Source organism: Enterobacter cloacae complex sp. P17RS (assembly GCF_014895885.1).
GTDB classification, from domain to species: domain Bacteria; phylum Pseudomonadota; class Gammaproteobacteria; order Enterobacterales; family Enterobacteriaceae; genus Enterobacter; species Enterobacter bugandensis.
In genome coordinates this window covers 34,883-50,067 of record NZ_JADBQK010000002.1, presented here as the reverse complement: position 1 = coordinate 50,067, position 15,185 = coordinate 34,883, and the positions used below count along the sequence as shown (strand labels likewise).

The 15,185-nt window shown below is 56.3% G+C and carries 16 protein-coding genes; 11 read left to right on the top strand and 5 right to left on the bottom strand.

All coding sequences use genetic code 11. The features are described from left to right. The first annotated feature begins 5 nt into the window (after positions 1–5). Together exbB and exbD are read left to right on the top strand one after the other, a co-directional pair. Entirely contained in the window at positions 6–737 is a 732-nt protein-coding gene (exbB, locus tag IM265_RS00700) for a tol-pal system-associated acyl-CoA thioesterase (protein WP_136485020.1), read from the top strand. Positions 738–741: 4 nt separating this feature from the next. Continuing rightward, positions 742–1,167, top strand: coding sequence for a TonB system transport protein ExbD (gene exbD / locus IM265_RS00695; protein ID WP_032643392.1), 426 nt, complete (start codon positions 742–744; stop codon positions 1,165–1,167). A 42-nt stretch (positions 1,168–1,209) separates the two neighbouring features. Here the strand turns inward: exbD and IM265_RS00690 are convergent, their stop codons facing one another. Together IM265_RS00690 and IM265_RS00685 are read right to left on the bottom strand one after the other, a co-directional pair. After that, a complete protein-coding gene (locus IM265_RS00690) occupies positions 1,210–1,686 on the bottom strand; it encodes a cytoplasmic protein (protein ID WP_370551789.1) in 477 nt (158 codons plus the stop codon). Beyond that, positions 1,667–2,071, bottom strand: a complete 405-nt coding sequence (locus IM265_RS00685; RefSeq protein ID WP_193031839.1) for a hypothetical protein — start codon at positions 2,069–2,071, stop codon at positions 1,667–1,669. The genes IM265_RS00690 and IM265_RS00685 overlap by 20 nt, the downstream gene beginning before the upstream one ends. Positions 2,072–2,174: 103 nt before the next feature. Here IM265_RS00685 and IM265_RS00680 point away from each other — a divergent pair, with 103 nt between their 5' ends. Then, entirely contained in the window at positions 2,175–2,678 is a 504-nt protein-coding gene (locus IM265_RS00680; RefSeq protein WP_028014411.1) for an ESA_00282 family adhesion-associated protein, read from the top strand. 81 nt (positions 2,679–2,759) lie between these two features. Beyond that, complete coding sequence (locus IM265_RS00675) at positions 2,760–3,248, top strand: TIGR00645 family protein (RefSeq protein ID WP_003862473.1); 489 nt, start codon at positions 2,760–2,762, stop codon at positions 3,246–3,248. Positions 3,249–3,323: 75 nt separating this feature from the next. On the opposite strand, the gene IM265_RS00670 is transcribed toward IM265_RS00675, so the two are convergent. After that, complete coding sequence (locus tag IM265_RS00670; RefSeq protein WP_028014410.1) at positions 3,324–4,364, bottom strand: aldo/keto reductase; 1,041 nt, start codon at positions 4,362–4,364, stop codon at positions 3,324–3,326. A gap of 220 nt (positions 4,365–4,584) precedes the next feature. Between IM265_RS00670 and IM265_RS00665 the strand changes: the two genes are divergently transcribed. Continuing rightward, complete coding sequence (locus IM265_RS00665) at positions 4,585–6,132, top strand: methyl-accepting chemotaxis protein (protein WP_193031841.1); 1,548 nt, start codon at positions 4,585–4,587, stop codon at positions 6,130–6,132. A 49-nt stretch (positions 6,133–6,181) separates the two neighbouring features. On the opposite strand, the gene IM265_RS00660 is transcribed toward IM265_RS00665, so the two are convergent. Together IM265_RS00660 and yghU are read right to left on the bottom strand one after the other, a co-directional pair. After that, positions 6,182–6,514: a glycine zipper domain-containing protein gene (locus IM265_RS00660; RefSeq protein ID WP_126326461.1), complete on the bottom strand. Its 333-nt coding sequence runs from the start codon at positions 6,512–6,514 to the stop codon at positions 6,182–6,184. A gap of 158 nt (positions 6,515–6,672) precedes the next feature. After that, complete coding sequence (gene yghU, locus IM265_RS00655; RefSeq protein ID WP_028014407.1) at positions 6,673–7,539, bottom strand: glutathione-dependent disulfide-bond oxidoreductase; 867 nt, start codon at positions 7,537–7,539, stop codon at positions 6,673–6,675. Between the two features lie 245 nt (positions 7,540–7,784). Here yghU and IM265_RS00650 point away from each other — a divergent pair, with 245 nt between their 5' ends. The 6 genes from IM265_RS00650 (at position 7,785) to gss (ending at position 15,139) form a co-directional block, all read left to right on the top strand. Beyond that, complete coding sequence (locus IM265_RS00650) at positions 7,785–9,374, top strand: ABC transporter substrate-binding protein (protein ID WP_193031844.1); 1,590 nt, start codon at positions 7,785–7,787, stop codon at positions 9,372–9,374. 44 nt (positions 9,375–9,418) lie between these two features. Next, on the top strand, positions 9,419–10,372 hold the full coding sequence (locus IM265_RS00645; protein WP_193031846.1) for an ABC transporter permease: 954 nt from the start codon (positions 9,419–9,421) through the stop codon (positions 10,370–10,372). A gap of 4 nt (positions 10,373–10,376) precedes the next feature. Further along, a complete protein-coding gene (locus IM265_RS00640; RefSeq protein ID WP_193031848.1) occupies positions 10,377–11,222 on the top strand; it encodes an ABC transporter permease in 846 nt (281 codons plus the stop codon). Continuing rightward, positions 11,215–12,192 (top strand): ABC transporter ATP-binding protein, encoded by a 978-nt coding sequence (locus IM265_RS00635; RefSeq protein WP_193031850.1) that lies wholly within the window; start codon positions 11,215–11,217, stop codon positions 12,190–12,192. The genes IM265_RS00640 and IM265_RS00635 overlap by 8 nt, the downstream gene beginning before the upstream one ends. After that, on the top strand, positions 12,189–13,160 hold the full coding sequence (locus tag IM265_RS00630) for an ABC transporter ATP-binding protein (RefSeq protein WP_193031852.1): 972 nt from the start codon (positions 12,189–12,191) through the stop codon (positions 13,158–13,160). The genes IM265_RS00635 and IM265_RS00630 overlap by 4 nt, the downstream gene beginning before the upstream one ends. 116 nt (positions 13,161–13,276) lie before the next feature. Beyond that, a complete protein-coding gene (gene gss, locus IM265_RS00625; RefSeq protein WP_193031854.1) occupies positions 13,277–15,139 on the top strand; it encodes a bifunctional glutathionylspermidine amidase/synthase in 1,863 nt (620 codons plus the stop codon). Positions 15,140–15,185 lie beyond the last annotated feature (46 nt).

Here is a 15,185-nt window from a genome sequence, read left to right as displayed (position 1 = left end):
ACAGAGTGGGTAATAATTTGATGCAGACGGATCTCTCCGTTTGGGGCATGTATCATCATGCTGACATCGTGGTTAAGATTGTGATGATCGGCCTGATTCTGGCGTCCGTTGTCACCTGGGCTATCTTCTTCAGCAAAAGCGCCGAGCTGCTTTCGCAGAAGCGTCGCCTCAAGCGGGAACAGCAGCAGCTGGCAGAAGCCCGCTCTCTGGATCAGGCTTCTGAGATGACCTCATCCTTCCACCCGAAAAGCCTGACCACCCTGTTAGTGAATGAAGCTCAGAACGAGCTGGAACTCTCCGCCGGCAGTGAAGATAACGAAGGTATTAAAGAGCGTACCGGTTTCCGTCTGGAGCGTCGCGTTGCGGCCGTTGGCCGACACATGGGACGCGGCAATGGGTATCTGGCGACCATCGGCGCGATTTCACCGTTCATCGGTCTTTTCGGTACGGTCTGGGGCATCATGAACAGCTTTATCGGCATTGCCCAGACCCAAACCACCAACCTGGCGGTAGTTGCCCCGGGTATCGCTGAAGCGCTGCTGGCGACGGCAATCGGTCTGGTCGCGGCAATTCCGGCGGTGGTTATCTACAACATTTTCGCGCGTATGATCGGCAACTACAAAGCCACGCTCGGTGACGTTGCTGCACAGGTTCTGCTGCTGCAAAGCCGTGACCTGGACCTCAACGCCAGCTCCGTTAAACCGGTGCATGCGGCCTCTAAACTGCGCGTAGGTTGATCGTATGGCAATGCGTCTAAACGAAAATCTGGACGATAACGGTGAAATGCATGAGATCAACGTGACGCCGTTTATCGACGTCATGCTGGTTCTGCTGATTATCTTTATGGTGGCTGCACCCCTGGCGACGGTTGACGTGAAGGTGAATCTCCCGGCCTCATCCAGCCAGCCGCAGCCGCGCCCGGAAAAGCCAATTTATTTGTCGGTGAAAGCGGATAAATCCATGTTCCTGGGGAACGACCCTGTGACGGATGCCTCCGTTATTCCGGCGCTGGACCAGCTGACCGGCGGCAAGAAGGACACCACCGTCTTCTTCCGGGCGGACAAAACCGTCGACTACGAAACCATGATGAAGGTAATGGACACGCTGCATCAGGCGGGTTATCTGAAGATTGGGCTGGTCGGGGAAGAGAAAGCGGCCTCGAAGTGATAAAGAAGCTGGCGAAAGCCGGCTTTTTTTATGCCTGTCGGTTTATGCGTTTTTGTTGTCCGTCGGTGCGGTAGAGGGGGTGGTCAGCGCGTCCTCATCGAGCGCAACGCAGGTGACGTTTGACGTACGGTACTCACCGGCTGACAGTTTGCGCGTCAGGCGCAGGGTGGCGACTTCTCTGGCAAGCAGATACTGATAGTTGGCCTCAAGACGTCCCAGCAGTTTCTCTTTCAGTTCTGGAAGCTGTTCGATGATGGCGTTCATCACGGCGCCGTAAATTTCTTCTTTAACCTGTAACGGATAAATCTCACGGCGATTCTGCCATTTCAGACGCACCAGCGTTGCCGGGATCGATACCAGGTCTTGTGTAATACGCGTCATCTCGGCATTTTTTGCATTTCTTAGCGCCTCGATATTTTGCTTTAAGATAAATTCATCACTTTTTTTATCATCTAAAGTCAAATAAACGTTATTGTCTTTAACTTTAACTTCTTTCACGTTAATCTTCCCCCAGGGTATAAAAAATAGGGTTGTTTTTTTCTCGCGTAATTAGATTAAGCCAAATTTCATTGCCGGCCTCATTTATTTCCTTCGTTTTTTCAGACATTATTTGACTTAGTTTCTGCGCATCTATTTCGCCTTCTGCCTGCAGGTCATTCAGCAGGTGGACGAAGGCTTCAATTTTTATAGCGCGAAATAAGCGGTCTTTTATATGGCGATCGTGCTCTTCCAGCAGCATATTACGGGATTTGCCAGTGTGAGAAACGCCAATTAATATATCAGGCTCGAAATCAGAGAGCTTTCTTTTCCCCTGAGTGAAACTGGCCTTTTTTTCTTCTTCCGTCGGTTGCTGTTCCACAGGCGTAATGTGGTACTTAGCCGGGACGAGATAGTCGGGCAGCATTTTTAATTTCCTTTAATTTCAACAGGGTGGGGTTGGTAAAGGCGTGAGATTCGTTGACAATATCATGAGGCAATTTTAAAATCAAAAAAAATGGAGCCAACCCATGAACAGCATCTTTTTTACGGTCATCACATTACTATTACTGACCGCTGGTGTGCTTTTATTGATGCAGGAGTTCAATAAAACGAAAGTGTCGAAAGACACCAGTGAACCGCCACAATCTGAACTGATGACAAAAGAGGAAGGAGAAGATCATTTCTCTGTTTTGATGAACTCCGTTACGCCTGTCTGGTACTGGCGGGTGAATCATGAATATATCGACTTCTTACACGCGACAATTAAGCGCATGAAAATGTCGGAAATTAATGACACGCCCGGTCTGTTTGAGGCGCAGCGTCGCTGTAGCGATCTGAATTCAGCGGTTTATAAATATTACGACAACATCAAAAAGCGCTGTCTTAACGGTGAGAAGGTCTCGTATTCAGACCTGGACGTATTAAACCTTCGCCAGTGTTTTCGCGAGTTTAGCCTGGAAGCCTACCCGGAGCTGGTGGTGCTGGTCTGGCCGGAGTATGCGCGTCCTGAGGTTAACCCGGACGACGTCTGAGTGGCGTACTGGTTAGTTCTTGCAAACAGTCAGCGCCGTTGAGATATACTGAGCGCTGGTTTCGTTTGCAGACAGGATTTTATGGAACGCTTCTTTGAAAACGCAATGTATGCCTCTCGCTGGCTGCTCGCACCCGTCTATTTCGGTCTTTCCCTGGCGCTGGTCGCCCTGACGATCAAGTTCTTCCAGGAGATTTTCCACGTATTGCCTAACATTTTCTCCGTGGCGGAAGCTGATTTAATTCTGGTTCTGCTGTCGCTGGTGGATATGACGCTGGTGGGCGGCTTACTGGTGATGGTGATGTTTTCCGGTTATGAGAACTTCGTCTCTCAGCTTGATATCGCCGAGCATAAAGAAAAGCTCAGCTGGCTGGGGAAAATGGACGCCTCGTCGCTGAAGAATAAAGTTGCGGCATCTATAGTGGCAATCTCCTCTATCCACCTGTTGCGCGTGTTTATGGACGCGAAAAACGTCCCGGATAATAAGCTGATGTGGTATGTGATTATCCACCTGACGTTTGTGCTGTCGGCGTTTGTGATGGGGTATCTGGATAAGATCAGTAAGAAATAAGGTACACATTTCTCCCCTCACCCTAACCCTCTCCCGGGGAAGGGTTAGGGTGAGGGGAGAAAGCATCGAACCACACTATTTATCCGACGACGCCTGCCACAAATTCAGTTCCCCGTCCGCCACGTGCTGGTCAATCCGCGTCAGTTCATCTTCCGTAAAGCGCAGATTACCCAGCGCCTGAACATTCTCCTCCAGCTGTTCCGGGCGGCTCGCGCCAATCAGCACTGACGTCACGCGAGCATCTTTCAGCAGCCAGCTCAACGCCATCTGCGCCATTGTCTGCCCGCGCGCCTGCGCCATCTCATTAAGCAGACGAAGACTGTTCAGGTTAGCTTCCGTCAGCATTTTCTGCGTCAGGCCGCGCACTTTGTTCCCCTCGCGCTGCATACGAGAACCTTCCGGAATACCGTTCAGGTATTTTCCGGTCAGCAGACCCTGCGCCAGCGGGGTAAATGCAATACACCCCGTGCCGTTTGCTTCCAGCGTATCCAGCAAGCCGGTCTTGTCGACCCAGCGGTTAAGCAGGTTATAGGACGGCTGGTGGATCAGCAGCGGGATCTTCCACTCGTGCAGCAGCGCGGCCATTTTTTGTGTGCGCTCGGTAGAGTAGGAGGAAATGCCCACGTACAGCGCTTTCCCACTCTGAACAGCATGAGCCAGCGCGGAGGCCGTCTCTTCCATTGGCGTATTTTCATCCACGCGGTGGGAATAGAAAATATCCACGTATTCGACGCCCATACGTTTCAGGCTCTGGTCGAGACTGGCGAGCAGATACTTGCGTGAGCCGCCTGAACCGTACGGGCCTGGCCACATGTCGTAACCGGCTTTAGTGGAGATAATCAGCTCGTCGCGATACCGGGCAAAGTCCTCACGCAGCAGGCGTCCAAAGTTCTCTTCCGCGCTTCCCGCAGGCGGGCCGTAGTTGTTGGCAAGATCGAAATGGGTAATCCCTAGATCGAAGGCTTTACGCAGCAGCGCGCGCTGGGAGTCAAGGGGCTGAACGTGGCCGAAGCTATGCCACAGGCCCAGCGACAGCGCGGGAAGGCGCAGGCCGCTCTTGCCACAGTAGCGGTACTGCATATTCTCGTAGCGGGTAGCGTCAGGGTACCAGGACATGATGTCTCCTTTTCTTATAGATGATTTTTTTGAAACGACGTTTTCATTCTGAACTTATCACATCATGTCGTGCGAAGATAAGGGTTAACGGTGGCTGTGCGACCTGTGAAGCCACGCTAACGAAAAATAATCACAAAAGGTTATAATTTCCCTGCACCCTGCCGATAACGAGAGTAGCACTCGCCTCTGGGCGAATTCACCCTCACGGCAAGGAAGACTTATGAATATGCTCCGTAATTTCACGATCCGTTTCGTCATGCTGACGATCCTCGGGATTTTTTGTTTAATGTGGGCGGGCGTTGGGCTGTACAGCACCTGGTCCCTGTCACGGGTATCAGACGGCAATGAAGTCGATCGCCAACTGGTTAAACAGATGATGGTGCTCAGCCAGGGCAACGATCAGTATTTCCGCTTTGTCACTCGTCTGAGCCGCGCCATGGAGGTCAAAGCCGCTGGCGGCACGCCGGATTTGTCCTCTGCCCAACAGGCGCTGGACAACATGGGTAAGAAACTGGCCGAAATGAAGGCGATCTCGCCTGGCCCAATGGATGAGCAGGTCTCTGCGCAGGTGATCGGTGCCTGGCAGGCGCTGCTTGAACAGGGCGTGACGCCGCAAATGGAGCAGGCGAAGCAGGCGACCCTGGACGGCTACCGCCAGCAGGCCAACAACGTTACGCCGCCGCTGAGCCGTGCGTTCGGTGCCGCTGCCGAGAAGTTCAATAATGCCGCCGCGAAGACGCTCGACAGCACCCGCATGGTGGTCGACGGCCTGACCAGCATGACCCGCACGGTTATTATCGTCGCCACCATTATCGGCCTGCTGATCCTGCTCTTTACCGACCGCTACCTGGTGGCGATGCTGGTCAAACCGCTGGAGCGCATTCGCCAGCAGTTCCGCCAGATTGCCCAGGGCGATCTCAGCCAGCCCATTGCGCCTTTCGGCCGCAACTGCGTGGGACAGCTGGTGCCGCTGCTGAGCGCCATGCAGGACAGCCTGCGTGAAGCGGTCAGCACCATTCGCTCCGGCAGTGAGAATATCTGGCGCGGCGCGACGGAGATCTCCAGCGGCAACAACGATCTCTCTTCCCGTACCGAAGAGCAGGCTGCCGCGCTGGAAGAGACGGCGGCCAGCATGGAACAGCTGACCGCTACCGTGAAGCTGAACGCCGAAAGCGCGCGTCAGGCCAGCCAGCTTGCCGATGTGGCCTCAACCACCGCCAGCCGCGGCGGCTCGCTGGTGGAAGAGGTGGTCACCACCATGAGCGGTATTTCGGAAAGCTCGAAGAAAATTGCTGAAATCACCAACGTCATCAACAGCATTGCCTTCCAGACCAATATTCTGGCGCTCAATGCGGCCGTAGAAGCGGCGCGAGCGGGCGAGCAGGGGCGTGGATTCGCCGTGGTGGCGGGTGAAGTCCGCAACCTGGCAAGCCGAAGCGCCAATGCGGCAAAAGAAATTGAGGGTCTGATTACCGATTCCGTCACCCGCGTCGAGCAGGGTGCGCAGCTGGTGAGCGAGACGGGCACCACCATGAATGCGATTTTGCGTGACGTGACGGAAGTGACGACCATTATGAAGCAAATCGCGTCGGCTTCTGAGGAGCAAAGTAAGGGCATTTCGCAGGTCGGGATTGCCATTACGCAGATGGACGGCGTCACCCAGCAGAACGCCTCGCTGGTCGAAGAGGTTTCCGCGGCAGCTGCGGCGCTGGAACGCCAGACCGAAGAGCTTCAGCGTTCGGTGCAGAAGTTCCGCTTGACGGCATAACACAACAGGCCGCCTGATGCGGCCTTACTTCTTTCTTTTCCCGATGCTGTTAGTGCGTCGCTTCACCGATCAGCGCGCCCGTGCCGGCACCCACGGCCGCGCCTTTCAGCACGCTATTGCCCGTCACCGCAGCCGCGCCCGCGCCAACGACGGCACCCACGGCACCGCCCTTACGTGCGTCTTTGCCTTTTTCGCCGTTTTTGAACATTGCACCCGTGCCTGCGCCAACCACGGCACCGCCCACGGTTGATTTCAGATCTTTGCCCGTGGCTGCGCCAATAGCAGCACCTGCTACCGCGCCGGCGGCGGTTTTGTCGATGGCCATTCCCGAGGTGGAAAAAATGAGGGAGCTGATAACCAGCGTTGTTTTAATAAGTTTCATAACAGATCCTTTGTGACTGCTGTCAGTTGATACGGCGTTTCTCATTCTGAGGTGAGAAAAACGTCCAGATAGTGCCAGCAATAGCCACTCAACCTTTAGGCTAATCATGCCCTGGGCAAGGATCGCGGCTGCCGGGCGGGGAGCCGCCCGGCGGAACGTTACGCCTGACGCTTGTCTTCCGTATTAGTATCGAAGTCGCTCGCCGCGTGGCGTTCGTGGAGCTGCTCGTTCAGCTCGCCGCTGGTGCGGTTAACGATGCGACCGCGCTTAACCGCATGGCGGTTCGCCACGTCCTTCGCCCAGCGCTGGACGTTGGTGTACTTCTCCGCGTCCAGGAACTCGGCGGCGTTATAGACGCTGCCCAGTGCCACGCAGCCGAACCACGGCCAGATCGCCATATCCGCGATGGTGTACTCCTCACCCGCCACGTAGCGCCCGCGCGCCAGCTGTTTATCCAGCACGTCGAACAGGCGCTTAGCTTCCATGGTGAAGCGGTCAATCGCGTACTCGATTTTTACCGGCGCATAGTTGTAGAAGTGGCCAAAGCCGCCGCCGAGGAACGGTGCCGCACCCTGCAGCCAGAACAGCCAGTTCAGCGTCTCGGTGCGTCCCGCCGGATCTTTCGGCAGGAAGTGGCCGAATTTCTCCGCCAGATAGAGCAGGATATTGCCGGATTCAAAGACGCGCGTTGGCGGGTTCGTGGAGTGGTCACGCAGCGCCGGGATTTTCGAGTTCGGGTTCACGTCGACAAACCCGCTGGAAAACTGGTCGCCCTCGCCGATGCGGATCAACCACGCATCGTATTCCGCGCCCGTCACGCCCAGTGCCAATAGCTCTTCGAGCATGATCGTCACCTTCTGGCCGTTCGGTGTGCCCAGCGAGTAGAGCTGCAGCGGGTGAGAGCCTACGGGCAAATCCTTCTCATGCGTTGCGCCGGAAATTGGACGGTTGATGTTGGCGAACGCGCCGCCGCCGTTCTTTTTCCATTCCCATACTTTTGGTGGCTGATACGTGTTGTCTGACATGTTGGCCTGCCTTTTTAGTGATGTGTTGAGGCAGTGTAGCAGGAGATTTGTGAAGCGTTTAACGTTGTGAGCGCAAGCAATTAACCGCTATTCCTTCTGCTGCTTATATATATCAAATCCGGCATAAGCTTAATCGAAAATCGCATTTTCATAATTAATGCGTAAACCACTAAAGCTGAATATGATGCTTCAACATAAATAAAAGATGCAGTAATAAACACTTTATAAGGCAAGGAGTTAGTGAGATGCGCAAGCTTCTGTTATCGGCAGTGGTCGTTTCGCTCGCGTTAGGCCTGGCGGGCTGTGATGATGCGAAAAATAAAGAGGCAAATTCGGCCGCGGCGGCAAAAAGCGACGCGCCAAAAGAGGGCGGTTCGCTCATTATCGGGATTACCTCCGGCGACCCGTTAGCCGTTAATCCGCTCTACGCCAGCGACCGCACAACATTAACCATCATGCAGGCGCTTTATGCCCCGCTGTACAGCTTTAATAACGGCAACATTGAGTGGGGCCTGGCGGAAAGCCTGACGCCTTCTGCCGACAACCTGAGCTATACCCTGACGCTAAAACCCAACCTAAAATGGCAGGACGGCCAGCCGCTGACGGCGGACGACGTGGTCTTCACCTTCAATAAGCTGCTGGATGCCAAACAGCACAGCTTCTTCCGCAGCATGTTTACCTACGGCGGCAAGCCTGTTGAAGTGAACAAGGTTGATGAGCGCACCGTTAAGTTCACCTTACCGCAGGTCAGCGCGGCCTTTACCGGCACCCTGGTGCAGATCTACCCGATCCCGCAGCACGTGTTCGCCGGTGAAGGCGACCTGGAAAAGAGCACCAAAAACGATGCGCCGGTCGGTTCCGGGCCGTTCAAATTTAAAGAGTATCGCGCCGGTCAGTATTACGCCCTTACGCGCTTCGACGATTACTGGAACGGCAAACCGAAGCTCGATTCCGTCACCTACCGTTTCGCCAAAGACAGCAACGCCGCCAACCTGGCGCTGCAAAACGGTGAAATCAACCTCAAGATGGTTGACCCGCAGGATGTGAACCGCCTGAAAAATACCGGGAAATTTGACTTCGTGGTCTATCCGGAAGGCCGTCTGGCCTATATGACGTTCAACCAGAACGTGGCGGTGATGAAGAGCAAAGCGCTGCGTCAGGCCATCGCGTACGCCATCAACAAAGACGAGCTAACCCAGACCGCGTTTACCTCGCTGGACTACGCTAAACCGGCGACGTCGTTTCTGACGCCAGATACGCTTTATAAGACGGATGACGTTGAACAGTACAAATTCGATCTGCAAAAAGCCAAAGACCTGCTCAAGACGTCCGGCGCGCCGGATAATCTCAAGCTGCGCCTGGCGTATGTGAACACCAACAAAACCCAGGAGAGCATGGCGCTCTACATTCAGCAGGCGCTGAAGGGCATTGGGGTGAACGTGGAGCTGATGCCGCTGGACTCCAACGCCATGTCTCAGCGCAGTCTTGATATGAACAACACCGCGTGGGAACTGAACCTGGGCGGCTACATTATGGGATCAGAGCCGGACGGTTACAAATCGCTGTTCATGAGCAACGAAGCCTATAACTACGCGCACTACAAAAATCCGCAGTTTGATGCCCTGTGGGATAAAGGTGCCGTGGAAACCGACGCCGCGAAACGTGCCGATATCTACAAGCAAATTCAGCAGACCGTGGCGAACGAGATGACCTACTACCCGATCGCCTACACCAATGCGACCGTCGCCGTGGATAAACGCTTCGGCGGCACGAAGGAAGCGGAGCCGAAGCCGGTTTATCTGTTCCAGGATCTGTCAAAAATTTATCAAAAATAGGCTGTTGCCCCGGTCGTAATATCGGGGCCTTTTAAGGGCACGTCGTGAACACACTCCTCACGCGTCGGCTGCTGCAGCTGCTGCCGATGCTTTTCTTTATTTCGCTGGTGGCGTTTTTGCTGGTCAAGCTCGCGCCCGGCGACCCCGTGGCCGCGTACATCACGCCGCGTATGGCGCCGGAAGATATTGAGCGCATTCGCCAGAGCCTGGGGCTGGATAAGCCGCTGGTCACGCAGTACGTCCTGTGGCTGAAAAGCGTCCTGCAGGGCGATCTCGGCTATTCGTTGATTTACCACCGCCCGGTGCTGGAGATGATCGGCGAACGCATTCCGGCCACGCTGGGGCTGATGGGGGTGTCGCTGCTGATGGCTATCGTGCTGGCGATCCCGCTGGGGCTGCTGGCGGGGGCATTTAAGCACCGCTGGCTGGATCACCTGTTGAACCTGTTTGCCTATATCGGCATCTCGGTACCGATTTTCTGGTTCGGCATTTTGCTCATCACCGTTTTTGCCGTGCAGCTTAACTGGTTCCCCAGCATGGGGATGCGCACCATCGGCATGGAAGATAATGCGCTGGATCTGCTGCGCCACGGCGTGCTGCCGTGTATTGCTCTCACGTTTTATAATCTTTCCAGCTACGTACGCTACATCCGCTCCAACACCATCTCGCAGCTCTCGGCCGACTACGTGCAGACCCAGCTGGCCTACGGCGCCACGCGTTCCAGCATTCTGTTCCGCCACGTGCTGAAAAACGTGCTGCTGCCGGTGATCACCCTGTTCGGATTGTCGTTCGGTGAGCTGATTGTGGGGGCCTATGTGACGGAAAGCGTCTTCTCCTGGCCGGGGATGGGGCTGCTCGGGATCCAGTCGATCGCCTCGCTGGACTACCCGCTGATTATGGCGATCATCATGCTCTCGTCGATAATGCTGATCGTCGGTAACCTGATCGCCGACGTGCTTTATCGCTTCGCCGATCCCCGCATTCGTACGCTGAGGTAACCGGATGAGCAGACGCTGGCAGCAGGTTCGTCACCAGCTGCGCCGCAACCGTCCGGCGCAGTTCTCCCTGTTTGTGCTTTTTATTTTCGTTGTCGCCGCGCTCTGTGCGGGGTTAAGTCCGTACGATCCAGATCGGATGGCGCTCGGCGCGCGCACGTTGCCGCCGGATGCCGCGCACTGGTTCGGCACCGACGAATACGGGCGCGACTACTTTACCCGCGCGCTGTACGGCGGCCAGATCTCCCTGATGGTCGGTTTTCTTGCCATGCTCTTTTCCACGCTTATCGGCACGGTGGTAGGAACGGTGAGCGGCTATTTTGGCGGCTGGCTGGATAACCTGATGATGCGCACCGTGGATATCCTGATGGCCATTCCGGCCTTCTTCCTGCTGCTGGTGGTGAATGCTTACCTCAAGCCGGGCGTGGATAACATCATTCTGATTATCAGCCTGCTGACGTGGATGAACATGTCGCGTCTGGTGCGTGCTGAAACCCTATCGGTGAAAGAGCGCGAGTACGTGCTTTATGCCCGCGCGTCGGGAGCGCATCCGCTGCGTATTATCGTGCGCCACATCATTCCCGGCGTGCTGCCGACCATTATCGTGGCGGCCACGCTGAATATCGCCTCGGCCATTCTGATGGAGTCTACGCTCAGCTTCTTAGGGCTGGGCGTGCAGGCACCGGCGGCATCATGGGGAAGCATGCTTAACAACGCCCAGTCTTATATTGGCGAAGCGTCGTGGCTGGCGATGTTCCCCGGCATTCTGATCCTGCTGACGGTGTTCAGCTTTAACGTGCTGGGCGATGTGTTCCGTACCGCCTTTGAGCCGGGAGCAAATCGCGATGAGTAACTTATTAGCGCTTGAGAACCTGCAAACCACGTTCCGCACCCGCGAGGGCGAGGTTCACGCGGTGCGCGGCGTGAGCTTTCAGGTTCAGCCGGGGGAACTCGTCGGTATCGTCGGCGAGTCGGGCTGCGGGAAAAGCGTCACCTGTAAGTCGATTATCCAGCTTCTGGGGAGCAACGGACGGATAACCGGCGGCAGCATTCGCTTCCAGAATGAGGACCTGGCGCAGAAAACGCCCGCGCAGATGCGTGCCATTCGCGGCAACGAGATCGCGATGATTTTTCAGGATCCGATGACCGCCCTGAACCCGGTGCTCACTATCGGCAAGCAGATGTCTGAGATCCTGGTGCGAAATAAAAAACTGTCGAAAAAAGCGGCCAAAGCGGCAGCAATAGCCATGCTGGATCAGGTGGGCATTGCTGAAGCGGAACGCCGATACGACCAGTATCCCCACGAGTTCAGCGGCGGGATGCGCCAGCGGGTGATGATCGCTATTGCGCTCTCCTGCAACCCGAAGCTTCTTATTGCCGATGAGCCGACCACCGCGCTGGACGTGACCATTCAGGCGCAGATCCTGCGCCTGCTGAAAAGCCTGCAACAGCAGACCCGAACCGCGATTCTGCTGATCACCCACGATCTCGGCGTGGTGGCGCAGGTCTGTAGCCGCGTGGTAGTGATGTACGGCGGGCTGGTGATGGAGGAGGGGAGCGTGGAAGACATTTTTTATCGCCCTGCGCATCCTTACACCCAGGGGCTGCTGGCCTCGCTGCCGCGCCCGGATGAGGTCAACCAACGTTTATCGCCCATTGAGGGCGCGCCGCCTGGCCTGCTTAACCCGCCCCCGGGCTGTCCGTTCGCCGAACGCTGCCCGAAACGCATGCCCCAGTGTGAACGGCAGCCCGCTTTTTACGCCATGGGGGAAGGCCATCGCGCCGCCTGCTGGCTAGGGGCCGATAAGGAGATTCAGGCATGAGTGAACAACAGGTCCCTTTAGTGAGCGTGCGCGATCTGCGCAAGCACTATCCGCTCAACGGCGGTTTGCTGCGTAAAGGCGTGGCCGTGAAGGCGGTTGATGGCGTGAGCTTTGATATCCAGCCCGGCGAGACGTTTGGCCTGGTGGGTGAGTCCGGCTGCGGAAAATCCACCCTCGGGCGCGCCATACTGCGCCTTTTCGATATTACCTCTGGCGAGATCCACTTTGCCGGACAGGCAATCGCCCACGCCCGCGAAAGAGAGCTCAAGCCGCTGCGTAAGCGGATGCAGGCAATTTTTCAGGATCCTTACTCCTCGCTCAACCCCGGTATGACGGTCCGACAGCTGGTGGCCGAACCGATGCAGATCCACGGCTACAGCCGCGAAGAACAGCGAGAACGTACGGAAACGCTGCTCTACAAAGTGGGGCTGAAGCACGAACACCTTGAACGGTTCCCGCATGAGTTCAGCGGCGGGCAGCGTCAGCGCATCAGTATTGCCCGCGCGTTGTCCGTGCATCCTGAATTTGTGCTGTGTGATGAGCCGCTCTCGGCGCTGGACGTATCGGTGCAGGCGCAGGTGGTGAATATTTTGCAGGACCTGCAGCAGGAGTTGGGGCTAACCTATCTGTTTATCGCCCACGATCTCTCCATGGTGCGCCATATCTCCAGCCGCATTGGAGTGATGTATCTCGGCAAACTGGTAGAGGTGGCCCCGGCGAATGAACTGTATCAGCGCCCGGCACACCCTTACACCCGCGCGCTGCTGGCGGCGGTTCCCCAGCCCGATCCGCGCATCCGCAATCTCGAAGACGCCACCCTGCGCGGCGACATTCCAGGCCCCACGTCCGCGCTGCCAGGCTGTAAGTTCTGCAGCCGCTGCCCGCACGCCATGCCGGTTTGCCAGACGCAGGAGCCTGCGATGCAGGAGATTGCGCCAGGGCATTTCGCGGCATGCTGGCTGTTTTAAATGTTATTCACGCGTCGCGCAGGTGTATGATAAACGCTCCTCTGTCAGGTTAATTACAACGTGCAGACGACGACAACCCATAAAAAATTGCCGCCTGCCTGTTTTAGGTTGGATACATGCGTAAAGGAAAGTTAAGCAGTGATGCGCCATTCGGGACGTTGTTAGGCTATGCGCCGGGTGGCGTGGCGATTTACTCATCGAATTACGGCAGTCTGGATCCGCGAAAATACCCGGAAGACGCGGATTTCCGCAGCTATATCGGCAACGAATACATGGGCCACAAGTGGCAGTGCGTTGAGTTCGCCCGCCGTTTCCTGTTCCTCAACTATGGATTCGTGTTTACCGACGTCGGCATGGCGTGGGAGATCTTCTCCCTGCGCTTTTTACGCCAGGTGGTGAACGATAACATTCTGCCCCTTCAGGCTTTTGCCAACGGCTCGAAGCGCGCGCCGCGCGCCGGGGCGCTGCTGATCTGGCAAAAAGGCGGCGAGTTTCACGAGACCGGCCACGTGGCGGTGATCACCCAGCTTCTGGACGATAAGGTGCGTATTGCGGAGCAGAACGTTATTCACTCCCCGCTGCCGCTCGGACAGCAGTGGACGCGCGAGCTGCGCATGACCGTGGAGAACGGCTGCTATACCCTTCATGACACCTTCAGCGATACCGAAATTCTCGGCTGGATGATCCAGACGGACGACACGGAGCACAGCATTACCCAGCCTGAACCGGACGGTGAACTACTGAAAATTAGCGGCGCGCGGCTGAAAAACAAACGTCAGTTCGACGGAAAATGGCTAAACGAAAATGACGCGCTGCAGCAGGCGTATATCCGTGCGAACGGACATGTGATCAACAAAGATCCCTGCCAGTACTTCACCATTACCGAAAGCGCCGAGCAGGAGCTGATCAAGGCCACCAACGAACTGCACCTGATGTACCTGCACGCGACGGACAAGGTGCTGAAAGACGACAATCTGCTGGCGCTTTTCGACATCCCGAAAATCCTCTGGCCGCGCCTGCGCCTCTCCTGGCAGTGGCGTCGCCACCATATGATCACCGGTCGTATGGATTTCTGCATGGATGAGCGCGGGATTAAGGTCTACGAGTACAACGCCGACTCCGCCTCCTGCCATACCGAGGGCGGGCTTATCCTTGAGGAGTGGGTGAAAAACGGCTATCGCGGCAACGGGCACAACCCGGCGGAAGGGCTGCTGGAAGAGCTGACCGGCGCATGGAAGCATAGCCACGCCCGGCCGTTCGTCCACATCATGCAGGACAACGATGTCGAAGAGGACTACCACGCGCTCTTTATCCAGCGCTCGCTGATGCAGGCCGGGTTTGAAACCAAAATTCTGCACGGGCTTGGCGCCCTGAGCTGGGATGCCGCCGGGCAGCTGATTGACGACGAAGGTCGTCACGTCAACTGCGTGTGGAAAACCTGGGCGTGGGAGACGGCGATAGAGCAGATCCGCGAGGTCAGCGAAACCGAATACGCCGCCGTGCCGATCCGCACCGGGCATCCTGCGGGCGAGGTACGCCTGATTGATGTTCTGCTGCGCCCGGAAGTGCTGGTCTTTGAACCGCTGTGGACCGTTATTCCCGGCAACAAGGCGATTCTTCCGGTACTGTGGCAGCTGTTCCCGAACCACCGTTACCTGCTCGACACCGATTTTGAGGTGAACGACCTGCTGAAGCAGACCGGATACGCCGTCAAGCCGATTGCCGGACGCTGCGGCAGCAATATCGATCTCATCAGCGCCCAGGACGAGCTGCTGGATAAATCCAGCGGCAAGTTTGTTGACCGCAAAAATATCTACCAGCAGCTGTGGTGCCTGCCAAACGTCGACGGCAAGTACATACAGGTCTGTACCTTTACCGTGGGCGGAAATTACGGCGGGACCTGCCTGCGTGGCGATGACTCGCTGGTGGTGAAAAAAGAGAGCGATATCGAGCCGCTGATTGTACTCAAGGATAAGTAACGTGCATCTGCGCTAAAAAGCCCCCGCAGGGTATTCTCTGTGGGGG